Here is a 21,821-nt window from a genome sequence, read left to right on the forward strand (position 1 = left end):
CCGAGCATAGAAAGCGCGGGGGCCGGTGGCAACGACACCGACAGGCGGGCAGGACCGGCGACTTTGCGGATGCGGACGATCCGCCGGAGCTTCTAGCGTCGGTCCCGTTACGACGAGGCCGCACGACGAGCGACGGCGAGGCCATCATGATCAGCGGAGTCCTGAGCGAGCGCACCGCCATCATCACCGGCGTGGGTGGTGCGCTCGCCGCGGCGGCGGCCCACGCGCTGAGCCGGGCCGGAGCCAGTGTCGTCCTCGCCTCCCGTGACGCGGGGGCCCTCGACGCGCTGGCCGCGGAGATCACGGCGGAGGGCGGACACGCGGTGGCGGTCCCGACGGACCTCGCCAGCCCGGTGTCGGTGCGGCGGCTTGTCGAGCAGACGCTCGGCGCGTTCGGGCACCTCGACGCCGCCCTCAACAACGGGTCCGCCCACGACATCGCGCTCGCGATGCGGTACCAGATCCCGTCGATGTGGCGCGCGGGTGGCGGGCGGATCGTGAACGTGGCCCCGGACGTGGCACTGCAGCCCGCCGTGATCGCGCTGACGCGCACAGCGGCGCCCGACCTGGCGATGTCGAACGTCCGGATCAACGCCGTGTCGGCCGCGGCCCACGCTCACGCAGGGCAGGTCGCCGACACCATCGTGTGGCTGTGCTCGGACGACGCGGCTCTCGCCACGGGCGAGACGTTGCGGGTGCCGGCACCGTGATCGGAGGAGCACCATGGACGCAACGGCGCCACGCAGCGTCGTGGTCGTCGGGTACGACGGCGCGGAACTGGTCGACATCGCCTGTGTGACCACCGCGCTGCGCATGGCCAACGAGCTCGGCGCGGCACGGCCGTACCGGGTGCTGCTGGCGACTGTGGACGGAAAGGCCATCGCGGCCGAGGGCGGCCTGCTGCTCAGTGTCCATCTGGCGCTGCCACAGCTGCGCACCACGGACACGCTGATCGTCTCCGGTGGGCAGGGTCATGTCGCGGCCGCGCGGAATCCCGAACTCGTCCGCCAGGTGCGGCGGCTCGCCGAGCGGGCACGCCGTGTCGCGTCGGTCTGTACCGGTGCGACAGTGCTGGCCGGCACGGGGCTGCTGGACGGGCGCCGCGTGACCACGCACTGGCACTACGCCGCGGACCTGGCCAGGACGTATCCCGCGGTGAGGGTGGACGCGGACCCGATCTTCCTGCGGGACGGCAGGTTCGCCACTTCCGGCGGCGTCACCGCGTCGCTGGACCTGACCTTGGCCTTCATCGAGGAGGATCACGGTTGCGAACTCGCGCGCGCCGTCGCCATGGGGATGGTGACCTATCTGCAGCGGCCGGGAAGCCAGGCGCAGATCAGTGCCTTCACCCACGCTCGCCGTTCCGCGCACGCCGCCGTGCGCACCGTGCTCGACTACGCGCTCGCCCATCCGGAGCAGGATCTGCACGCCGACGCGCTGGCCGCTCTGGTGGGCCTCAGCACGCGTCAGCTGAACCGCCTGTTCCGGGCACATCTCGGCGAGTCTCCCGGCCGTGCTGTCCGGCGCATCCGGCTCGAGATCGCGGCTCATCTCATCACCACGAGCGATCTGACCGTGTCCCGGATCGCCCGCCGATGCGGGTTCGGTTCCGCCGAGAGCCTTCGCCAGGCGTTCTTCGCCCGCTACGGCACCAACCCGAGGGCGTTTCGCACCCGGCGGGCGGAGGCGATGGCCATTGCCGCCCCCGCAGCGGGCGATGGGGGCCACCCGGGCTAGGAGCGGGATTGGAGCACGGCCTGGACGTCCAGCCGGATGTCGACCCTGTCACTCACGACGATCTTCTGGCCCTCGGCGGCAGCGGCGCCCACGCCGTAGTCCGAGCGGCGGATCGTCGTGGCGGCGGAGAACCCGATCCGTGACTCGCCCTGCAGCCCGGTCTCGTCGAAGCCGAGGAACTCGGCCTCCAGGGCGACGGCACGGGCGATGCCCCGGATCGTCAGCGTCCCCGGCACCACGAGCCCGCCGTCCGCCGCGGTGAGACCGGAGCCCTCGAAGGTCATCTCCGGATGACGGTCGACGTCGAAGAAGGCGCCCGACCGCAGGTCGTCGTCCCGCATGCGGTTGCCGGTGTTGACCGAGCCCATGGCGATCGTCGCGGTGGCGGAGCAGCCCGCCGGGTCCTCGGCAGTGGTCACCTGGCCGGTGAACTCGTCGAACGTTCCGCGGACCCTGGTCATCAGGTGACGGACCGAGAACGAGACACAGCTGTGCGCGGTGTCGATGGTCCACGTGCCCACCGGAACCCGGATGTCGAGAGCGTCGATCGTCAGCACCGTGCCGGTCATGGTTGGTTTCCTTCCCGTATGGGGCCGGCGCCGGTGAGGCATCCGGGCCTGTTGCGGCGTGTGCGCCGTCGCGCAGGCCTGGCGGCCTTCTCGGCGAGCCTGCGCCTGGGAGATGACGATGGGCACCGCGGCCGGCGCCGTCCAGCGTGCCCGGCGGATCGGTCCGGGTTTCTGGGGCACGTGTCCGTATCGAACGGCCCTGCCGCCGGTGGTGAGCCAGGTTCCTCGGTACGTCGGTTTGATGTCCACAGTGTACAGAGGTGACCCGGTGACCTTGACCGCACGAGGTGAGCGCGAGTACGTTGCGCCGCGGTCGAGAACGACGGGAGGCTGGGGAGTGTTCGCGCGCGGCGTCAAGGGTGTTCTGCTGGTCACGGTGGCGGCGGCCATGCTCGTCGTCCCCACCGGTGCGGCCGAGCCGGGTGAGTCCGGGGCGCGGCCGTCGGCGCCGGCACTGCCGGAGCGGGATGGTCCGACGAAGAGCATCGGCTTCTACGTGGGGAAGAACCTGACCGAGGACGGATCGGTCCTGCTCGGCGGATTCGGGCACGAGCCTTCCAGCCACTGGCTCGAGATCGTGCCGCGCCGGCAGTTTCCGGAGGGCGCGACCACCACGGTCGGCGTCACCGAGGACGCCTCCTACCCCGGCAGGCTGACCGAGATCCCGCAGGCACGGCAGACCAGCCGCTACATCACCTCCAACTACTCGGAGTTCGAGGGTTTTCCCGCGCCGCTCACCAACGGCGGGCTCAACGAGCACGGCGTCGCCGCCCGCGACATCTGGTCGCCGACGAGCGAGCGGCTGCTGGCGATGACCGCGAACCCGCAGCACGGGCCGAACTACAGCGACCTGTCGCGGATCGCGATGGAACGTGCCCGGACCGCGCGGGAGGCCGTGCAGATCGTCGGCTCGCTGATCGACAGGTACGGCTACTCCACCTACGGCGGCAACTCGCACCTGTTCGCGGACAAGAACGAGGGCTGGGTCCTCGTCAACTACGGCGGCAGCCAGGGCCTGTGGGCCGCGGAGCGGCTCGGGCCGAACGAGACCCGCGTTTCCTACCCCGGCTATCTCAACCCCTTCCCGCTCGACTACCAGGACCGCCCCGGCGAGTACCTGGCCTCGGAGCACTTCATCGACTTCGCCGTCGAGCGGGGCTGGTTCGACCCGAGCGAGCATGAGGTCTTCGACCCGCAGGAGGTGTACGCGGGCTGGCAGCCCAACGAGCGGCAGGTGACTCCCACCCACCCGTGGGGCAACAACGTCCAGGCCCAGTTGGAGAGGGAGCTGCGCGAGAACCTCGGCCCGGTGTCGCTGGAGGACATGCTGGCCTACGTCCGGGATCCGCGGTGGTCGCACGACCGCTCGGGGTATGGGCAGGTGGCGCGGCTGAACACCGTCGAGCACCCCGGCCTCAACGCCCTGTGGACGGCCGTGACCGGCGCGGTGACCACGCCGTACGTCCCGGTCTACGTGGGCGCGGAGGACGTGCCGCCGGAGTACAAGCAGCACCGCTACCTGACCAGCGGCGCCGCGGCCACGCACGTCGCGGCCGACTACGCCCCGCTGGAGGCCACCCGCTACGCGACCCGCACGTTCAAGCGGCTCATGTACCACACGTGCGAGCACCCCGAGACGTTCCTCAAGCCCGTCACGGCGGAGCTCGAACGGTTCGAGCGCCGGCTGCTGGACGAGCAGCACGCGGTCGCCGGCCGAGCACGCCGGCTGTTCGAGGCGGGCAGGGACGCCGAGGCGCGCGAGTTCCTCACCGGCTACGTCGGCAGGCGGCTGCTCGGCGGCCTCGACCTCGGCGAGCGACTGGTGAACGCGGTGGAGCGGCAGACCCGCCAGCGGTTCGGTGTCCGCATGCCCGCAGGACGTGACCTGCCGGGCGAGACGGCGCGGCCGGAGAGCCAGAGCATGAACCGCGGGACCGGGCTCAGCGGCCCCGCCGACGCGATCGTGTTCTGCTACCGGAAGGGCCTGGACGACTACCCACGCGAGCACGGCTCCTACCGGGACCTGGCCGGGCAGTTGTCGCCGGATCGGCGCACCATGTCGAAACGTGAGTTCCTGGACGCCATGGCGGCCGTGCGCGGGCGCTACGACCCGCACCGCGACTGGCGCGCGTTCGCCGAGGCCGCCTGGCGCGAGGCCCAGCGCCGCGCCGACGGCAGGCGGTGACCGGACGGCGCACCGCAACAGGCGAGCTGCTCGCCATGTCCTTGAGGCTCACGGCCGGTGCGGGCAGGATCCGGTGATGGACCTCGTCGCCTCCCTGCCCGCCTTCGTCGCCGCGGTCGTGCTGATCTCGGCCTCTCCCGGCCCGGCGATGGCGTTGATCCTGCGCCGGGCGGCGCTGCGAGGGTTCTCGGGTGCGGTGCCGACCGTGCTCGGGCTGGAGGCCGGCCTGTATCTGTGGGCGTTGTGCGCCGCGGCGGGGCTGGCAGCCCTGGTGGCCGCGTCCGAGGTCGCGTTCCTGGTCCTGCGCGTCGTCGGTGCGGGCTTCCTGCTCTATCTCGGCGTGCGGATGTGGCGGTCGGCGTGGCGCAGCCGCCGCGCCGGTGTGGCGGCCGAACCCGAGGAACCGCCGGGCACGGTGTCCCGCCGGGGCTGGGCGAAGGCGTTCGGTGAGGGCGCCGTGGTGATGCTGGCGAACCTGAAGGCCGCCGCGTTCATGGTCGCCTTCTACCCGCAGTTCGTACCCGCCGACCGGCCGCTGTTCGCCACCACCGCGGTGCTCGCGTTGCTGCAGGTGGGCATCGAGATCGCCGTCTATCTCACGCTCGCGGCCGTGGTCGGGCGGGCAGGCGCGTGGTTCCGCAGGCCGGCGATCCGCCGCCGGCTGGACGCGATCAGCGGTACCGTGCTCGTCGCCCTCGGCATCCGGATGGCCACGGACGCCCGCTGAGCGTCTCGGGCCGGCCGCGGTCACGCCTCGGCGAGCGCGGTGCAGCTGGCCGGGTTGATGCCATCGGACACGAGCACATCGTGCAGGCCAGCCAGGAAGAGGACGTCGCGCAGGGCGAGGTCCAGGGTGATCCGGCCGGTTACGGGCCTGCGGTCGTCCGCCCCGGCCTGCCCGGCGCTCACGGAGTGCCGTCCTGGACTCGCGCGTAGACGATCACGTTGTCGAGGTAGCGCCGGTCCCGGCTGTCGAACTCGCCGCCGCACGTGATCAACCGGAGCTCCGGCCCGGACGTGTCGCCGTAGACCCGGCCGGTGGGGAAGGCGTCCTTGGCGTGCCGTTCCACCTGCGTGACGGCGAAGGTCACGGTGCTGCCGTCCGCGCGGTCGACGTGGACGAGGTGCCCGGCACGCAGCTCGCGCAGCCGGTAGAAGACGGCCGGTCCCCGGTAGGAGTCGACGTGGCCGGCGATCACCGCGGGCCCGCGTTCCCCCGGTTCGGGACCGGCGCGCCACCACCCGGTGCCGTCGTTGGTGTCCGGTGGCGGCAGCACGTTCCGCGCGTCGACGTCGAGCGGGCCGACCGGTGCGTCGACCCGGATCGCGGGAATGCGCACGCGCACCGGTGCGGCGGCCTGCGCCTCGCCTGACGGCGTGGCCGAGGACGGGGACCCGGACGGCGCCGGCGGTGGTGGATCCGGCGCCGGGGGAGTGGCCACCGGCTCGCAGCCGGCGAGGACCGTGGCGAACAGCAGGCACAGGGCGGCGGCCGCCCGCCCGAGGGGACGGCCGCCGCACCGGGGTGATCCGGGCACGAGAGGGGCCTGCCTCAGCCGCGGTCGCCGCTGAGGCGCTTGCGCGCGAGCAGCGCTCCACCCGCCGCCAGTGCGGCGGCGCCGCCCGCGACGCCGATCGGCAGTGCCAGGTCGCTGTCGTCGGCCGTTGCACCCAGCCCGGTCTCGACACCGCCGCTGGGTGCCGGGCCGCTGTCGTCGTCATCCGCGGCGACCGGTGCGGCCGGAGCAGGCTGCCGTGCCGGACGGCCGTCGTCGGTGTCGTCGTCCCTGTCGTCGCCGTGGGCGGGGCTCGCGGCACCGGGCGCCGCCCGCCCGTCGGCGGTCCCGTCGTCAGCCCCGTCGTCAGCCCCGTCGTCACGCCCGTCGTCCTGGGGGTCGTCGTCGTGCCTGCCGTCGTCGCGCCCGTCGTCATCGCGGTGGTCGTCGTCGCGCCCGCCATCGTCGTCGCGCCCGCCGTCGTCGTCCTGCACGCTCGCGGGTGCGGGCAGCAGCGGGTGAGCCAGGGCCGGTGCCGCCGCGCCGAGCAGGACTCCGCCTGCCAGCAGCGCCGCCGCCACGATCCTCGCGCTGTGAGTCACCATGGTGGACAGTCCTTTCCGGGTGAGTCCGTCGGCGGGCCACACCGGCTCGCCGGCCGGGGAACGCCAACGTGGACCCCGGCAAGGGGAAGCCTCACAGCCGGGCCCGGTCGTCCGGATGAAGCGGACATGAAGGACCGCTCATCCACGGCCGCGCCGTGCGCCGGTGTGAGCGGGCGCGCAGGTGGTATCCACCGGTGAGATCCCGACGCGGTGTGTGCGGAGGTCCGCAGCTTCCACACCACCATGGGCCTGGATCCCGGCTTCTCCGCGGCCGAGCGGCGAAGCTGACCGCCTGGGCCGCGGACGACGAGGCCGCCGTCCGGCCGTGCGGCCACAGGGGGAGGGGTGTGAAAGCGCAAGGAACGGTGCGTTATTCTGGTGGCGGTTCGGCTGACGGACCCGCGAGACGGGAGCCGGGAAGACCTGGACCGTCTGACATGTTGACATCTCGGTGCGTGCCCTGAGGGCCCGCTGGCCTGAGGGCACGCGTGGCACCTTGAGAACTCAACAGCGTGTCGAAACCCCGTAATGCCTATGCCTGGCGGACTCCTGTAACGCCTGAACGGAGAGTTTGATCCTGGCTCAGGACGAACGCTGGCGGCGCGCCTAACACATGCAAGTCGAGCGAGGACTCTTCCTCCGGGGAGAGAGCCGAGCGGCGAACGGGTGAGTAACACGTGAGCAATCAACCTCCGGCACCGGGACAACCCTGGGAAACCGGGGCTGATACCGGATGACCATTCCGGCGGACATCCACCGGGATGCAAAGGTTTCGTTCCGCGAGGAGCGGCGCCGGCCGGAGACGGGCTCGCGGCCCATCAGCTTGTTGGTGAGGTAACGGCTCACCAAGGCGACGACGGGTAGCCGGCCTGAGAGGGTGATCGGCCACACTGGGACTGAGACACGGCCCAGACTCCTACGGGAGGCAGCAGTGGGGAATCTTGCGCAATGGGCGTAAGCCTGACGCAGCGACGCCGCGTGAGGGATGACGGCCTTCGGGTTGTAAACCTCTTTCGCCGCCGACGAAGCCCTTCGGGGTGACGCTAGGCGGAGAAGAGGCACCGGCCAACTACGTGCCAGCAGCCGCGGTAACACGTAGGGTGCGAGCGTTGTCCGGAATCATTGGGCGTAAAGAGCTCGTAGGCGGCCTGTCGCGTCGGCTGTGAAAATCCAGGGCTCAACCCTGGACCCGCAGTCGATACGGGCAGGCTTGAGGACGGTAGGGGGGAGCGGAATTCCCGGTGTAGCGGTGGAATGCGCAGATATCGGGAGGAACACCAGTGGCGAAGGCGGCTCCCTGGACCGATCCTGACGCTGAGGAGCGAAAGCGTGGGGAGCGAACAGGATTAGATACCCTGGTAGTCCACGCCGTAAACGGTGGGCGCTAGGTGTGGGGCCTACTCACAGGCTCCGTGCCGAAGCCAACGCATTAAGCGCCCCGCCTGGGGAGTACGGCCGCAAGGCTAAAACTCAAAGGAATTGACGGGGGCCCGCACAAGCGGCGGAGCATGTGGATTAATTCGATGCAACGCGAAGAACCTTACCTGGGCTTGACATGCCGGGAAAACCCGTGGAGACACGGGCTGCCTTCGGGCGCCCGGCACAGGTGGTGCATGGCTGTCGTCAGCTCGTGTCGTGAGATGTTGGGTTAAGTCCCGCAACGAGCGCAACCCCTGTCCCATGTTGCCAGCGGGTCATGCCGGGGACTCGTGGGAGACTGCCGGGGCCAACTCGGAGGAAGGTGGGGATGACGTCAAGTCATCATGCCCCTGATGTCCAGGGCTTCACACATGCTACAATGGTCGGTACAAAGGGCTGCGATACCGCGAGGTGGAGCGAATCCCGGAAAACCGATCTCAGTTCGGATCGCAGTCTGCAACTCGACTGCGTGAAGTCGGAGTCGCTAGTAATCGCAGATCAGCAACGCTGCGGTGAATACGTTCCCGGGCCTTGTACACACCGCCCGTCACGTCCTGAAAGTCGGCAACACCCGAAGACGGTGGCCCAACCCCGCACGGGGAGGGAGCCGGCGAAGGTGGGGTCGGCGATTGGGACGAAGTCGTAACAAGGTAGCCGTACCGGAAGGTGCGGCTGGATCACCTCCTTTCTAAGGAGCGTTTCCGCTCGAAGAACAACAAGGCACGATGCCGCCGGGCGGCAGGGGCAGAGGCGACACGCTGTTGGGCTCTGAGGGCGCCACGTACGCGCCGTGGAGCTCCGGAGCTTGAGAACTGCACAGTGGACGCCGCGAGCATCGACATCGCGCAAGGCAAGCGATGAAGGGCACATGGTGGATGCCTTGGCACCAGGAGCCGACGAAGGACGTGGGAGCCTGCGATAAGCCTCGGGGAGCCGGCAACCAGGCAGTGATCCGAGGATCTCCGAATGGGGAAACCCGGCCGGAATCATGTCCGGTCGCCCCTGCCGCGAACACATAGGGCAGTGGGTGGAAACGCGGCGAAGTGAAACATCTCAGTAGCCGCAGGAAGAGAAAGCAACCGCGATTCCCCCAGTAGTGGCGAGCGAACGGGGAAGAGGCCAAACCGGTCACGTGCCAAGCCGGTGGGCGTTGCGTGGCCGGGGTAGCGGGACCATCCGGCCGGAGCCACCGCTCCGGCGGGGAGTGAGAAATCGCCGAGATAGCCGAAGGTCTCTGGAAAGGGCCGGCGCAGACGGTGACACCCCGGTAGGCGAAATCGAGGCGACTCCCGGATGTGCTTCCCAAGTAGCGCGGGGCACGTGGAATCCCGCGTGAATCACGGAGGACCACCTCCCAAGCCTGAATACTCCCTGGTGACCGATAGCGGATGAGTACCGTGAGGGAAAGGTGAAAAGTACCCCGGGAGGGGAGTGAAAGAGCACCTGAAACCGTGTGCCTACAAACCGTCAGAGCCCGTCACGGGTGATGGCGTGCCTTTTGAAGAATGAGCCTCCGAGTTTACGTCCGTGGCGAGGTTAACCCGTGCGGGGTAGCCGTAGCGAAAGCGAGTCCCAACTGGGCGTCGGCAGTCGCGGGCGTAAGACCCGAAGCCGGGTGATCTACCCGTGGGCAGGGTGAAGCTCGGGTAAGACCGAGTGGAGGCCCGAACCCACCAGGGTTGAAAACCTGGGGGATGACCTGCGGGTAGGGGTGAAAGGCCAATCAAACTCGGTGATAGCTGGTTCTCCCCGAAATGCATTTAGGTGCAGCGTCGCGCGTTCACTTCCCGGAGGTAGAGCTACTGGATGGCCGAGGGGGCTCACCGGCTTACCGAAGTCAGCCAAACTCCGAATGCCGGGAAGCGGCAGCGCCGGCAGTGAGACTGCGGGGGATAAGCTTCGTGGTCGAGAGGGAAACAGCCCAGATCGCCGGCTAAGGCCCCGAAGTGTGTGCTTAGTGGGAAAGGATGTCAAGCTGCAGAGACAGCCAGGAGGTTGGCTTAGAAGCAGCCATCCTTGAAAGAGTGCGTAATAGCTCACTGGTCGAGTGGCTCGGCGCCGACAATGTAGCGGGGCTCAAGCACACCGCCGAAGCCGTGGGACTCACGCGCACGCGTGGGTCGGTAGGGGAGCGTCGCGCGGCGGCAGAAGCGGCGGGGCAACCCAGTCGTGGACGCCGTGCGAGTGAGAATGGAGGCATGAGTAGCGAAAGAGGAGTGAGAATCTCCTCCGCCGGATGACCAAGGGTTCCTGGGCCAGGCTCATCCGCCCAGGGTAAGTCGGGACCTAAGGCGAGGCCGACAGGCGTAGCCGATGGACAACGGGTTGATATTCCCGTACCCGCCGCAGCGCGCGTGCAGCGATGGGGTGACGCAGAGGGGTAGCCCAGCCCGGGCGTTGGTTGTCCCGGGGTAACGGTGTAGGGCGGTGCGCAGGAAAATCCGTGCACCACGAGCCTGAGACCGGATGCCGAGCCGACGAGGCCAAGTGGGTGATCCCGTACTGACGAGAAAAGCCTCTAGTGAGCGCTACGGCGGCCCGTACCCCAAACCGACACAGGTGGTCAGGTAGAGAATACCGAGGCGAGCGGGCAAACCGCGGTCAAGGAACTCGGCAAAATGTCCCCGTAACTTCGGGAGAAGGGGAGCCGGGCGGGGTGAACGCCCACGCGGCGGGAGCTCCGGCCGGTCGCAGAGAATCAGGCCAAGCGACTGTTTACTAAAAACACAGGTCCGTGCGAAGTCGCAAGACGAGGTATACGGACTGACGCCTGCCCGGTGCCGGAACGTTAAGGGGACCGGTTAGCCCCTCGGGGCGAAGCTGGAAACCTAAGCGCCGGTAAACGGCGGTGGTAACTATAACCATCCTAAGGTAGCGAAATTCCTTGTCGGGTAAGTTCCGACCTGCACGAATGGCGTAACGACTTGGTCGCTGTCTCGACCGCGGACCCGGCGAAATTGCAGTGCGAGTAAAGATGCTCGCTACGTGCGGCAGGACGGAAAGACCCCGGGACCTTTACTGCAGCTTGGTATTGGTGCTTGGGGCGGCTTGTGTAGGATAGGTGGGAGGCTGTGAAGCCGGGACGCCAGTCCTGGTGGAGCCATTGGTGAAATACCACTCTGGCCGTCTTGGGTGCCTAACCTCGGTCCGTGACCCGGATCAGGAACAGTGCCTGGTGGGCAGTTCAACTGGGGCGGTTGCCTCCCAAAGGGTAACGGAGGCGCCCAAAGGTTCCCTCAGCCTGGTTGGAAATCAGGCGTCGAGTGTAAGTGCACAAGGGGGCTTGACTGCGAGACTGACGGGTCGAGCAGGTGCGAAAGCAGGGACTAGTGATCCGGCGGTGGCAGGTGGAAGCGCCGTCGCTCAACGGATAAAAGGTACCCCGGGGATAACAGGCTGATCTTGCCCAAGAGTCCATATCGACGGCATGGTTTGGCACCTCGATGTCGGCTCGTCGCATCCTGGGGCTGGAGTAGGTCCCAAGGGTTGGGCTGTTCGCCCATTAAAGCGGCACGCGAGCTGGGTTTAGAACGTCGTGAGACAGTTCGGTCCCTATCCGCCGCACGCGCCGGAGACCTGAGGGGGGCCGCCCCTAGTACGAGAGGACCGGGGCGGACGAACCTCTGGTGCGCCAGTTGTTCCGCCAGGAGCACTGCTGGTTGGCCACGTTCGGATGGGATAACCGCTGAAGGCATCTAAGCGGGAAGCTCGCCCCAAGATGAGGTCTCCCACCGGGACAACCGGGTAAGGCCCCCAGCAGACAACTGGGTTGATAGGCCGGAGGTGGAAGCACGGCAACGTGTGGAGCCGACCGGTACTAACAGGCCGAGGGCTTGCCTTCACCGCGTCGGTGCGCGGCGTCCACCGTGGGGTTCTCAAGCAGCACACCTCACCACTCGCCAGAAGCTCCCCAATGCCACATTTGTTCCACTGGATGGAGCGAATGCCGCATTGGCTCCATCCAGTGGAGCGAATGCCACATTGGGGAGCTTGCGGCGACGTGGCTGGGAGTTGACTGACTGGTCAACTATCGGCTACGGTGTGCCGTCATGGGCCGGACCAGCGACTCCCGCGAGCGGATCGTGCGTGCGTCGGCCCGGCTGTTCCTGTCCCGCAGCTACGGTGCGGTGAGCGTCGACGAGCTGTGCGCGGCCGCGGACGTCCGCAAGGGCAGCTTCTACTACTTCTTCCCCTCCAAGGCCGAGCTGGCCAAGGCCGTCATCGACCTGCACACCGACGGCCTGTTCGCCCAGCTTTCCGCGGCCCCGGGCGCGTCGGCGGCCGAGCGGCTGCGCGGCGTGGCCGACGCGGTGGGCGCGATCCAGACTCGGTTCGAGTCGAAGTACGGGCGCATCGTCGGCTGTCCCTTCGGCAACCTCGCCGCCGAGTTGTCTACTGTGGATGACGAACTGCGCGAGCACCTGGCATCGACGTTCGCCCGGTGGGAACGCGAGTTCGCCGTGGTCTGCCACCAGGCGCGCGCCGACGGCGCACTGCGTGAAGGCGTGGACCCCGACCGGCTCGCGCACTCCCTGCTCGCGCTCGCCCAGGGGCAGATCCTGCTGGCCAAGGTCGCGAACCTGTCCGCGGCGAGCATCTCGGCGGCACTGCGCGAGCACATCGACGTGCATCTGCGGGAAGGGGTGGCATGACCGGCAAACCCACCGAGGTCGACTTCCACTTCGACCCCATGTGCCCGTTCGCCTACCACACCTCGTGCTGGATCCGGGAGGTCCGCGCGCACACCGGGCTGACGGTCAACTGGCGGTTCTTCAGCCTGGAGGAGGTCAACCGGTTCGAGGGCAAGAAGCATCCGTGGGAACGCGCGTGGTCGTACGGCTGGTCGCAGCTGCGCGTCGCCGCGCTGCTGCGCCGCCGCGACCCAGCCCTGCTCGACGCCTGGTACGCCAGGGTGGGGCGGGAGCTGCACGTCGACGGCGGCAAGCCGCACGAACCCGGCACGGCACGGCGCCTGCTCACCGAGATCGGCGCCGAGGAGTCACTGCTGGACCAAGCACTGGACGACCCCACGACGCACGACGACATCCGGGCCGACCATCAGCGTGTCCTCGACGCAGGCGGCTTCGGCGTGCCCACCCTGTTCTTCCCCGGCGGCCAGTGCCTGTTCGGGCCCGTGCTGGTCGACCCGCCCTCTGGCGAGGCCGCCGTGCGGCTGTGGGACCTGGTCACCGGCATGCTCGAGTTCCCGCACGTCTACGAGCTGCAGCGGCCCAAGGCGGCGCGCGACGAGCAGGTCATCGCGGACGCACTGGCGCCGTACCTGCGCGGCAGGGACTGGGTCAGCGTCGACAGGGGACAGATCATCGACTTCCGCACCGAACAGGAGGAGGCCACCTCGTGACCACGACAACCGGCTTCGACAAGGACGTCATCACCGGCGCGCTCGCCGCGCAGTGGGAGTCGCTGGACGCGCTGCTCGCCTCACTGCCCGAGGCGGCGTGGAACGAGCCGAGCAGGCTGCCCGGCTGGAGCGTGCGCGACATCGTGGCACACGTGATCGGCACGGAGGCCTCGTTGCTGGGCGAGCAGCCCCCGGAACCCGGCGTCGACGTCACCGAACTGCCCCACGTGCGCAACGAGATCGCGGCCTTCAACGAGCGCTGGGTACTGTCCATGCGGGACTGGAGTCCGCAGCGGATGCTCGCCCGGTTCCGCGACGTCGTCGCCCGGCGGCGGGCCGCGCTGGAGACCATGACCCAGGACGACTTCGACGCGCCGTCGTGGACCCCGGTGGGGCAGCGCACCTACGGGCGGTTCATGCGCATCCGCTTGTTCGACACCTGGCTGCACGAGCAGGACATCCGCGACGTGGCCTGCCTGCCCGGCCACGAGGCCGGGCCGTGCGTCGAGCAGGCGTTCGACGAGTTCGCCGAGTCGCTCGGTTTCGTCATCGGCAAGCGGGCCGCCGCGCCGGACGGCTCCCGCGTCACCCTGGAGCTGACCGGGCCGCTGCGGCGCACGGTGCACGTCGCCGTCGACGGCCGGGCCTCCGTGGTGCCGGAGCTGCCCGGCCCCGCCACGGCCACGCTGCGGCTGAGCTCCGGGCTCTTCGCGCGCCTGGCCGGTGGCCGCGTCACCGCCGAGGAGAGTCTCTCCGCTGTGGACATCCAAGGCGACACCGCGCTCGGGGAGCGTATCGTGCGGCACCTGGCCTTCACGATCTGACCGGACGCCGGGGCCGGATGCGGCCCCGGCGTCCGGGACTTCACATGTTCTTCGCGCCGTCCTTGATCGCCTCGCGGATGCGGGCGTAGGTGCCGCAGCGGCAGATGTTGCGGATCTCGTCGATGTCGGCGTCGCCGACCTCGTGGCCCGCCTCCCTGGCCTGGCGGACCTTGGCGACGGCCGCCATGATCTGGCCGGGCTGGCAGTACCCGCACTGCGCCACGTCGCGCTCGAGCCACGCCTGCTGCATGGGGTGCAGGTCCGCGCCGACCGTGGCGGGCAGGCCTTCGATCGTGGTGATCTCGTCGTCGGGCTTGACGTCGGCCACCCGCACCGAGCAGGGGTTGAACGCCTTGCCGTTGATGTGGCACGTGCAGGCCTTGCACACGTTGATGCCGCAGCCGTACTTCGGGCCGGTGATGCCGAGCAGGTCGCGCAGCACCCAGAGCAACCGGACGTCGTCCTCGACGTCCACCGTGACCTGTTTGCCGTTGACGGTGAGAGTGTGTGTGGGCACGGGATTGCTCCTCAGAACGCGAACTCGAGGCCGTTGGTCGGCGACGGCGGCAGCGGCGGCACGGTGGCCTTCGGGGTGAAGGAGAGCGTGCCGTGGTTGATGGGGAAGCTGGTCGGGATGGTTCCGGTGGCCCTGGCGTAGGCGCAGGCCACCGCCGCCATCGCCGACGGCACGCCGAACTCGCCGGCGCCGCCCGGCTCGCCCGTGGTCGGTGGCATGACGATGATCGTGGTTTCCAGCGGAGCGTTCCAGTGCCGCGTGTAGAAGTAGTCGTCCCAGCTGCCTTCCAGCAACGTGCCGTCGCGCAGGTGCAGGCTCGACGTCAGCGTCTGGGCGATGCCGTCCATGATGCCGCCTTGCATCTGCGCTTCCAGCCCGCGCGGGTTGATCGGCAGCCCGGTGTCGACGGCCATGACGGCCTTGGTGACGCGCGGGCCGGTCACCGCGTTGCGGACCCTGCGGTTGACCGTCTCGGGCCTGCAGTCGATCTCGATCAGCGTGGCGGTGGCGCCCTTGTACTCCTTGTGCACGGTGATCGCCTGCGCCGTGCCGGGCTCCATCTCGCGGCCCCACTGGCCGACCTCGGCGGCCTTGTCCAGCACGGCGCGCACGCGGTCGTCGTCGACGAACTCCCTGCGGAAGGTGTACGGGTCCTTGCCCATCTTCGCCGCGAGCTGGTCGACGATCAGCTCCTGCGCGGTGCGCACGTCCGGGTTCACCAGGTTGCGCACGCTGCTGGTCGGGAACGTGTCGTAGGTGTAGACCTCGTTGAGCAGCTGGGTGACGGCGCCGAAGTTGTACGGCACGTTGACCGTGAGGTGGAACACCGGCACCGAGAAGCCGAGCTCGTTGCCCTGCCCCAGCGGGGGAATCTTGGCGCCGAGCGAGGTGATGATCTCGCCGAAGCCCTGCGTGTAGTCGGTGGCGACGCTGGTGTGCCGCTGCTCGAAGGTCAGCACGTTGCCCGCGGCGTAGGTGGCGCGGATGCGCGAGGTGCACATCGGGTGCATGCGGCCCTGCCTGCACTCGTCGGTGCGGTGCCACATGAGCTTCACCGGCTTGCCCATCTTCTTCGAGGCCTCCGTGGCCTCCAGCACGACGTCGTTGAACATCCGTCGCCCGAACGCGCCGCCCGCCTGCATGACGTGCACCGTCACCGCGTTCAGTGGCAGCCCCAGCTGGGCGGCCACCTGCTCCTGGCAGAGGATCGGTGACTGCAACGGAGCCCAGATCTCGGCCCGGTCGGCGCGCACGTCGGCGACCGCCGTGTTCGGCTCCAGCGCGGCGTTGTTGCGCCAGTAGAAGGTGAACTCGCCCTCGACGACGCCCGTCAGCGGTTTGAGCGGGGGCACCGCCAGCGGCAGCTCGGCCTCCTTGAGCTTGGCGAGCACGGTGTCGTCCGACTCGCCGTCCACGGTGCCCGGGTTCCATGCCACGTCGAGCGCGTTGACGGCGTCGATGCACTGGCCGAACGTCCTCGCGCGCACGGCCACGCCGGTGGCGATGGGCACGACGTCGGTGACGCCCGGCAGCTGCCGCACGGCGTCGAGGTTGGCCACCGACGCGGGGGTGCCCTTGATCGTCGGCGGGCGGCAGATCATCGTCGGCAGCGCGCCGGGCACGTCGAGGTCCATCGCGAACGTCTTGCGCCCGGTCACCGCGTCCAGCGCGTCGATGCGGTTCTGCGGTGTCCCGACGATCCGGAACTGCGAACGCTCCTTCAGCTCCACCTCGACCTGCTCGGTCTTCTGCGCCGCCGCCAGCTCGGCCAGCTCGCCGTAGCCGATGCGGCGGCCGTCGGCGGCCTCGATGAAGCCGAGGTGCGGGGTGAGCGCGGTGACCGTGTCGCCGAGCTGGATCGCCGCCGCCTTGAGCAGCTGCTTGCGGGCGATCGCGGCGGCAACGCGGATCGGGTTGTACATCGAGATCGCGGTGTTCGAGCCCGCCGTGAACTGGTTGAACACCAGCTCGGGGCGCGCGTCGGCCAGCGTCACATTGATCTTGTCGAGGGGAAGCTCCAGCTCCTCGGCGATCAGCATGGCCGCCATCGTGGTCACCCCCTGGCCGCTCTCGGCCCTGGGCATGTCGAAGGAGGCCGTGCCGTCCGGGTTGAGCACCACCGCGATGAGGTTGGCGGTCGGCTTGGTCGCCAGCGTGAGCAGATCGTTGAGGTCGAAGACCTCCTGCACCTCCGGCGCGGACGGGATGGCGGCGCCCGCGTGGCGGGGCGCGGCGAGCGACCCGCCGAGGTGGGCGGCGGCGGCCAGGGTGGGCGCCGCGAGCAGGTAACCGAGAAAGCGGCGGCGGCCGAGGTCCGGGCCGGCCGGGTCCGGCGGGCTGTCCGATCCGGACGGCCCGGATCGGGGTGAACGACGCTGTTCCATCAACTGTCCTCTCCAATGACCCGGGGAGGGAGCGGCCCGGGTCCGGCGATCGAGACCCGCCGGACGGCCATGTCCGGCAGGCGATACCCGGCCCATGATGGTGCTGGTCAACCGGCATATCGAGGGCAGAGCGCCCAGTAATCCTGGGGGCCGGTTGTGCACGGTGCCACACCTGTCACCCGGTCGAGCGTTCTACGCAATCTCGCCGTGCACTCAAACGGGTGTGGTGCTAACTTTGCCGGTTTTGCCGCGCAACATTGGGTCAATTGATCTTCCGAATAATGGAAGCTGCTTCCGGAGAGTAGATGCCGGCGGCTACGGTTCGGCCCGCCAACCGCACGTGTCGACCAACGGAGGTCGCGGACCATGCCCGCCGAGACCGAATCCCCTCCCGGGCCCGCCCGCCCGGAGCCCGTCACCGAGACCGACCTGCGCCGCGCCGCGTGGGCGAGCTCGCTGGGCAGCGCGCTGGAGTACTACGACTTCGCCCTGTACAGCCTCGCCTCGGCGCTCATCTTCAGCGAGCTGTTCTTCACCGACGCCGACCCCGCGGTGGGGCGCATCCTCGCGTTCGCCACCTACTTCATCGGCTTCGCCGTGCGCCCGCTCGGCGGGCTGTTCTTCGGCTCGCTCGGCGACCGGATCGGCCGCAAGCAGGTCCTGCTCATCACCATCCTGCTCATGGGCTGCGCCAGCGCGCTCATCGGCGTGCTGCCCACCTACGACAGCGCGGGCGTGTGGGCGCCGTTGCTGCTGGTGCTGCTGCGCATGGTGCAGGGCTTCGGCGCGGGCGCCGAGCAGGCCGGCGCCGCGACCCTGATGACCGAGTACGCGCCGCGGCGCAGGCGCGGGTTCTTCGCCTCCCTGCCCTTCCTGGGCATCCAGCTGGGGATGGTCACCGCCGCGCTCGTGTTCTTCCTGCTGCTCATCCCCAGCGAGGACATCGTGCACGGCTGGCTGTGGCGGGTGCCGTTCCTGCTCAGCGTCGTGCTCATCGGTGTCGCGATCTGGATGCGGCTCGGCATGAGGGAGTCACCGTCGTTTCGCACGCTGGAGGCTCGCGAGAAGGTGGAGGACAAGCCGCTGCGCACGCTGCTGCGGAGGTCGCGCCGCAGCCTGCTGATCGGCATCGGCCTGCGCATGGCCGAGAACGGCGGGTCGTCGATCTACCAGACGCTCGCCGTCAGCTACGTCGTCACGGTGGCGCTGAGCGAGGTCGACTCGCCCGGCCCGATCGGGGCCATCTCGCTCGTGTTCGCCGCCGCCGTGGGCGCGGTGACCGTGCCGGTCGCCGGGCTGCTCACCGACCGCTTCGGCCGCCTGCCGGTCTACCGGGGGTTCGCCGTGCTGCAGCTGGTGCTGGCCGTGCCCGCGTGGTGGGTGATGAGCACCGGGCACGTCGTCGCGACCGTGGCCGTGCTGTCGGTCTGCCTCGGTGTGGGCGTGTGGGGCATGTTCGGCGCGCAGGGCGCCCTGCTGCCCGAGCTGTTCGGCGCCGCACACCGCTACGCGGGCGTGTCGGTGGCACGCGAGTTCTCCGCCGTGGTGGCGGGCGGGCTGGCGCCGCTCGTCGGCGCCGTGCTGCTCAGCGCGTTCCATGACAGCTGGGTGCCGCTGGCCCTCTACGTCGTCGTGCTGACCGTCATCACCCTGCTCACCACGTTCGTCACCCCCGAGACCCGGGGCCGCGACCTCGACGCCGAGACCGACGCCGTGCCGGGGGAGGTGCGGTGAGCCGGCCCCGGTCAGGGATGCGGCAGCAGCACCGTCAGCCGCTCCGCCGCCTCGCGCAGCGGCGGCAGGAACTGCATGGCCGCGGCCAGGGTGGTCCGGTAGGCGGGCGAGGGCACCGACAGCGCCGCGACCACGGTGCCCAGCGGGCCGAGCACCGGCACGCCGATCGCGCGGATGCCGGTCTCGTGCTCCTCGTCGGCCACCGCGAAGCCCTGCGCCCGCACGCGCCCGATCTCATGCCGGAACGTGGCGCGGTCGACGATCGTCCGAGGCGTGAACGGCTTCAGCTCGACGTTCTCGATCAGCTCCTCGCGGGTGTCGTAGTCGGCGAAGGCGATCAGCACCTTGCCCATCGAGGTGCAGTGCAGCGGGCCCAGCTTGCCCGTCTCGCCCTTGACGCCCACGTTGTGCCGGGCCTCGACGTGATGGATGTAGAGCTGGTGGTGGCCGTCGCGCACCGACATCAGCGTCGCCTCACCGGTCGTTTCCGACAGCTGCTTCATCACCGGAAGGGCGATGCCGGTGAAGCCGCGCGCCGACGACACGGCGGCGCCGAGCTGGAACAGCCGCAGCCCGAGGGAGTAGCGCTTGGACTCGGCGTCGAAGGTGACGAAGTCCTGCCTGCGCAGGGAGGCGAGCAGCCGGTGTGCCGACGACATCGGGAAGCCGGTGGCCCGCGACAGCTCGGACAGGGTCGCTCCTTCGGGCACCGTGCCCAGGTGCACCAGCAGCCGCGACGCCTTCCCGACCGTGTCCAGCTCGCCATCCGTCATATGAAAAGCCTATCCGAATGCCGGAAGGAGGCGGTGTGAACGAGCCGGACCACGCCCTGGACGCGGTGACGTTCGGCGAGGTGATGGCCATGTTCGTGGCGGGCCAGGCCGGGCCGCTGGAGCAGGTGGAGCAGTACCGGCGGGCGCTGGCGGGCGCCGAGTACAACGTCGCGGTCGGGCTCGCCAGGCTCGGGCACCGCACCGGCTGGATCGGCCGGGTCGGCGACGACCCGTTCGGGCACTACGCCCTGGCGGAACTGGCGCGGCACGGCATCGACGCCTCGCTGGTCACCGTGGACCCAGCCGCGCCGACCGCCTTCCAGATCAAGAGCAGTGCGCCGGGCGGCGAACCGAGGGTCGTCTACTTCCGCGCGCACTCGGCGGGCAGCAGGCTCGCGCCGTCGGCCGCCGCCGACGCCCGTGTGGCGGGCGCGCGGCATCTGCACGCCACCGGAATCCCGCTCGCCCTGTCGGCGGAGCTGCGCGCGTTCGCGCACCGGGCCGTGACGGTGGCCAGAGGCGTGGGCGCCACCGTGAGCGTGGACCCGAACCTGCGGCCCGCCCTGTGGCCGGACCGCCGCACGATGGTCCGCGCCGTCAACGACCTGGCGCTGCGGGCCGACTGGGTGCTGCCGGGCGTCGCCGAGGGGGAGGTGCTGACCGGCAGGCGAGAGCCGGAGGGGATCGCCGCGTGGTATCTGGAGCGCGGTGTCCGGCTCGTCGCGGTCAAGCGCGGCGCCCAGGGGGCCGAGCTGTACACCGCCGACGGTGAGCGATGGAGCTGCCCGCCGTTCGCGGTGGAGGCCGTCGACACCGTCGGCGCGGGCGACGGCTTCGCCGCGGGCCTCATCAGCGCGAGCCTCGACGGCGAACCGCGGGAGGCGTGGCTCGCCAGGGCGAGCGCGGTCGGCGCGCTGGCCACCACCAGTACCGGCGACCAGGACGGCCTGCCCGACCGGGCCGCGCTGGCCGCGCTCGTCGGCGAAGGAGTGCCGCGATGATCGAACTGCAGATCGCCCTCGACCGGATGGAGCTGGAGCGCGCGGTCGCGATCGCCGCCGCCGTCGCCGCCGCGGTGGACGGCGTCGAGGTGGGTACGTCTCTGGTCAAGCGGTACGGCATGGCCGCGGTCGAGGCGGTCGCCGCAGCGGTGGGCGAGCAGGCCTGGGTGCTCGCCGACCTCAAGACCGCCGACGACGCCGAGTACGAGTTCGGACTCGCCTTCGACGCGGGCGCCCGCGCGGCGACGGTGCTCGGGGTGGCGTCCCCGGCCACGGTCGAGGCGGCGACGAGGCTCGCCGCCGAGCGCGGCCGGGAGGCGGTGGTGGACCTGATGCTGCTGGGTGAGCGGCAGCGAGCGGATGTCGCCGCCCGCACCGGGGCGGACGTCGTCCTCGCCGCGCACGTCGGCAAGGACGACCAGGCCGCCGCCGCGGGCCCGCTCGGACAGCTCGGTACCTGGGCGCGGGGCAGGCGGCTGGCCGTCGCCGGAGGGCTGGGTGTGGCCGACGTGCCCGCCCTGCGCGGGTACGACGGGCTGCGCTTGATCGTCGGCTCGGCCGTCACCCGCGCCGCCGACCCTGCGGCCGCCGTGGCCGCACTCGACGCGGCCCGTCGTCAGCCGGACTCGACGGATCCGACAGGAAGGAATGCCAGATGAACGACCTCGTGGACACCGTGCTCGGCGAGCTCCGCGGAGTACTGACCACAGTGGACGAAGAGCAGCTCGCGGGGCTCACGAGCCGACTCGCCGGGGCGCGGCGGGTGTTCGTCACGGGCGAGGGACGGTCGGGCTTCATGGCGAAGGCGTTCGCCATGCGGCTGATGCATCTCGGGTGGACGGTACATGTGGTGGGGGAGACGACGACGCCGGCCGTCGCCGGCGGCGACACGCTCGTCGCCGTCTCCGGTTCGGGGACGACGGCGGCGACCGTGCGCGTCGCCGAGCAGGCACGGCGTGCCGGTGCCGGCGTGCTGGCCGTGACCACCGCGGCCGGGTCGCCGCTCGCGGAGCAGGCCGTGCACACGCTGGTGGTGCCCGCCGCGACCAAGCATCGCCGGGCAGGGGAGGCGGCGAGCGTGCAGCCGCTGTCGAGCCTGTTCGACCAGGCCACACACGTGTTGCTCGACGTCGTGTGCCTGCGCCTGGCTCCGGGTGGCGACGAGGCGCTGGCCCGGCACGCCAACACCGAGTAGGCGCCACACCCCGTCGATCT

General features: G+C 69.9%; 18 protein-coding genes and 2 rRNA genes. 13 read left to right on the forward strand and 7 right to left on the reverse strand.

All coding sequences use genetic code 11. From position 1 onward, the window contains the following. The first annotated feature begins 146 nt into the window (after positions 1 to 146). Both BAY60_RS16000 and BAY60_RS16005 read left to right on the forward strand, forming a co-directional pair. Positions 147 to 710, forward strand: a complete 564-nt coding sequence (locus BAY60_RS16000) for an SDR family oxidoreductase (RefSeq protein WP_112281716.1) — start codon at positions 147 to 149, stop codon at positions 708 to 710. A 13-nt stretch (positions 711 to 723) separates the two neighbouring features. Beyond that, on the forward strand, positions 724 to 1,737 hold the full coding sequence (locus tag BAY60_RS16005; RefSeq protein ID WP_112281717.1) for a GlxA family transcriptional regulator: 1,014 nt from the start codon (positions 724 to 726) through the stop codon (positions 1,735 to 1,737). On the opposite strand, the gene BAY60_RS16010 is transcribed toward BAY60_RS16005, so the two are convergent. Then, positions 1,734 to 2,306 (reverse strand): YceI family protein, encoded by a 573-nt coding sequence (locus BAY60_RS16010; RefSeq protein WP_112281718.1) that lies wholly within the window; start codon positions 2,304 to 2,306, stop codon positions 1,734 to 1,736. The genes BAY60_RS16005 and BAY60_RS16010 overlap by 4 nt on opposite strands. A 268-nt stretch (positions 2,307 to 2,574) precedes the next feature. Between BAY60_RS16010 and BAY60_RS16015 the strand changes: the two genes are divergently transcribed. Together BAY60_RS16015 and BAY60_RS16020 are read left to right on the forward strand one after the other, a co-directional pair. Then, positions 2,575 to 4,491: a C69 family dipeptidase gene (locus BAY60_RS16015; RefSeq protein WP_170160422.1), complete on the forward strand. Its 1,917-nt coding sequence runs from the start codon at positions 2,575 to 2,577 to the stop codon at positions 4,489 to 4,491. Between the two features lie 76 nt (positions 4,492 to 4,567). Then, positions 4,568 to 5,218 carry a LysE family translocator gene (locus tag BAY60_RS16020; RefSeq protein ID WP_112281720.1) on the forward strand — a complete coding sequence of 217 codons (651 nt, stop codon included), beginning with the start codon at positions 4,568 to 4,570 and terminating at the stop codon, positions 5,216 to 5,218. Between the two features lie 20 nt (positions 5,219 to 5,238). Here BAY60_RS16020 and BAY60_RS37160 read toward each other — a convergent pair whose 3' ends face one another. Genes BAY60_RS37160 through BAY60_RS37165 form a run of 3 tightly spaced genes read right to left on the reverse strand, consistent with a single transcriptional unit; the run spans position 5,239 to position 6,592 of the window. Continuing rightward, entirely contained in the window at positions 5,239 to 5,400 is a 162-nt protein-coding gene (locus tag BAY60_RS37160) for a hypothetical protein (RefSeq protein ID WP_170160423.1), read from the reverse strand. Continuing rightward, on the reverse strand, positions 5,397 to 6,029 hold the full coding sequence (locus tag BAY60_RS16025; protein WP_245992529.1) for a class F sortase: 633 nt from the start codon (positions 6,027 to 6,029) through the stop codon (positions 5,397 to 5,399). Before BAY60_RS16025 ends, BAY60_RS37160 begins: the two co-directional genes overlap by 4 nt. Before the next feature lie 14 nt (positions 6,030 to 6,043). Beyond that, positions 6,044 to 6,592 carry a hypothetical protein gene (locus BAY60_RS37165; protein WP_170160424.1) on the reverse strand — a complete coding sequence of 183 codons (549 nt, stop codon included), beginning with the start codon at positions 6,590 to 6,592 and terminating at the stop codon, positions 6,044 to 6,046. Between the two features lie 559 nt (positions 6,593 to 7,151). On the opposite strand from BAY60_RS37165, the gene BAY60_RS16035 reads away from it, so the two are divergent. The 5 genes from BAY60_RS16035 (at position 7,152) to BAY60_RS16055 (ending at position 14,197) form a co-directional block, all read left to right on the forward strand. Next, positions 7,152 to 8,699 (forward strand): 16S ribosomal RNA (locus tag BAY60_RS16035). 160 nt (positions 8,700 to 8,859) lie between these two features. After that, a 23S ribosomal RNA gene (locus tag BAY60_RS16040) occupies positions 8,860 to 11,852 on the forward strand. The 16S and 23S rRNA genes sit together here, the layout of an rRNA operon. 208 nt (positions 11,853 to 12,060) lie before the next feature. Then, entirely contained in the window at positions 12,061 to 12,663 is a 603-nt protein-coding gene (locus BAY60_RS16045) for a TetR/AcrR family transcriptional regulator (RefSeq protein ID WP_112281721.1), read from the forward strand. Next, a complete protein-coding gene (locus BAY60_RS16050) occupies positions 12,660 to 13,373 on the forward strand; it encodes a mycothiol-dependent nitroreductase Rv2466c family protein (RefSeq protein WP_112281722.1) in 714 nt (237 codons plus the stop codon). Before BAY60_RS16045 ends, BAY60_RS16050 begins: the two co-directional genes overlap by 4 nt. Beyond that, entirely contained in the window at positions 13,370 to 14,197 is an 828-nt protein-coding gene (locus tag BAY60_RS16055; protein WP_112281723.1) for a maleylpyruvate isomerase family mycothiol-dependent enzyme, read from the forward strand. The genes BAY60_RS16050 and BAY60_RS16055 overlap by 4 nt, the downstream gene beginning before the upstream one ends. 40 nt (positions 14,198 to 14,237) lie before the next feature. Here BAY60_RS16055 and BAY60_RS16060 read toward each other — a convergent pair whose 3' ends face one another. Both BAY60_RS16060 and BAY60_RS16065 read right to left on the reverse strand, forming a co-directional pair. Further along, entirely contained in the window at positions 14,238 to 14,714 is a 477-nt protein-coding gene (locus BAY60_RS16060) for a (2Fe-2S)-binding protein (RefSeq protein ID WP_112281724.1), read from the reverse strand. Positions 14,715 to 14,725: 11 nt separating this feature from the next. Then, complete coding sequence (locus tag BAY60_RS16065; protein ID WP_112281725.1) at positions 14,726 to 17,098, reverse strand: molybdopterin cofactor-binding domain-containing protein; 2,373 nt, start codon at positions 17,096 to 17,098, stop codon at positions 14,726 to 14,728. A 366-nt stretch (positions 17,099 to 17,464) separates the two neighbouring features. Between BAY60_RS16065 and BAY60_RS16070 the strand changes: the two genes are divergently transcribed. Beyond that, complete coding sequence (locus tag BAY60_RS16070) at positions 17,465 to 18,832, forward strand: MFS transporter (RefSeq protein ID WP_112281726.1); 1,368 nt, start codon at positions 17,465 to 17,467, stop codon at positions 18,830 to 18,832. Positions 18,833 to 18,843: 11 nt separating this feature from the next. On the opposite strand, the gene BAY60_RS16075 is transcribed toward BAY60_RS16070, so the two are convergent. Further along, entirely contained in the window at positions 18,844 to 19,605 is a 762-nt protein-coding gene (locus BAY60_RS16075) for an IclR family transcriptional regulator (protein WP_112281727.1), read from the reverse strand. Positions 19,606 to 19,640: 35 nt separating this feature from the next. Here BAY60_RS16075 and BAY60_RS16080 point away from each other — a divergent pair, with 35 nt between their 5' ends. From BAY60_RS16080 to hxlB, 3 genes are read left to right on the forward strand one after another with little or no spacing between them, the layout of a single operon-like run. Continuing rightward, on the forward strand, positions 19,641 to 20,606 hold the full coding sequence (locus tag BAY60_RS16080) for a sugar kinase (protein ID WP_211330339.1): 966 nt from the start codon (positions 19,641 to 19,643) through the stop codon (positions 20,604 to 20,606). Next, positions 20,603 to 21,265, forward strand: coding sequence for an orotidine 5'-phosphate decarboxylase / HUMPS family protein (locus BAY60_RS16085; RefSeq protein WP_112281729.1), 663 nt, complete (start codon positions 20,603 to 20,605; stop codon positions 21,263 to 21,265). Before BAY60_RS16080 ends, BAY60_RS16085 begins: the two co-directional genes overlap by 4 nt. Then, on the forward strand, positions 21,262 to 21,801 hold the full coding sequence (hxlB, locus tag BAY60_RS16090) for a 6-phospho-3-hexuloisomerase (RefSeq protein ID WP_112281730.1): 540 nt from the start codon (positions 21,262 to 21,264) through the stop codon (positions 21,799 to 21,801). The genes BAY60_RS16085 and hxlB overlap by 4 nt, the downstream gene beginning before the upstream one ends. The last annotated feature ends 20 nt before the right edge of the window (positions 21,802 to 21,821 follow it).

This window comes from Prauserella muralis, assembly GCF_003202285.1.
Lineage (GTDB): Bacteria > Actinomycetota > Actinomycetes > Mycobacteriales > Pseudonocardiaceae > Prauserella_B > Prauserella_B muralis.

Coding starts and splice junctions, on each gene's coding strand:
- BAY60_RS16000 (WP_112281716.1), top strand. CDS start 147: ATGATCAGCGGAGTCCTGAGCGAGCGCACCGCCATCATCACCGGCGTG.
- BAY60_RS16005 (WP_112281717.1), top strand. CDS start 724: ATGGACGCAACGGCGCCACGCAGCGTCGTGGTCGTCGGGTACGACGGC.
- BAY60_RS16010 (WP_112281718.1), bottom strand. CDS start 2,306: ATGACCGGCACGGTGCTGACGATCGACGCTCTCGACATCCGGGTTCCG.
- BAY60_RS16020 (WP_112281720.1), top strand. CDS start 4,568: ATGGACCTCGTCGCCTCCCTGCCCGCCTTCGTCGCCGCGGTCGTGCTG.
- BAY60_RS37165 (WP_170160424.1), bottom strand. CDS start 6,592: ATGGTGACTCACAGCGCGAGGATCGTGGCGGCGGCGCTGCTGGCAGGC.
- BAY60_RS16045 (WP_112281721.1), top strand. CDS start 12,061: ATGGGCCGGACCAGCGACTCCCGCGAGCGGATCGTGCGTGCGTCGGCC.
- BAY60_RS16050 (WP_112281722.1), top strand. CDS start 12,660: ATGACCGGCAAACCCACCGAGGTCGACTTCCACTTCGACCCCATGTGC.
- BAY60_RS16065 (WP_112281725.1), bottom strand. CDS start 17,098: ATGGAACAGCGTCGTTCACCCCGATCCGGGCCGTCCGGATCGGACAGC.
- BAY60_RS16070 (WP_112281726.1), top strand. CDS start 17,465: ATGCCCGCCGAGACCGAATCCCCTCCCGGGCCCGCCCGCCCGGAGCCC.
- BAY60_RS16075 (WP_112281727.1), bottom strand. CDS start 19,605: ATGACGGATGGCGAGCTGGACACGGTCGGGAAGGCGTCGCGGCTGCTG.
- BAY60_RS16085 (WP_112281729.1), top strand. CDS start 20,603: ATGATCGAACTGCAGATCGCCCTCGACCGGATGGAGCTGGAGCGCGCG.
- hxlB (WP_112281730.1), top strand. CDS start 21,262: ATGAACGACCTCGTGGACACCGTGCTCGGCGAGCTCCGCGGAGTACTG.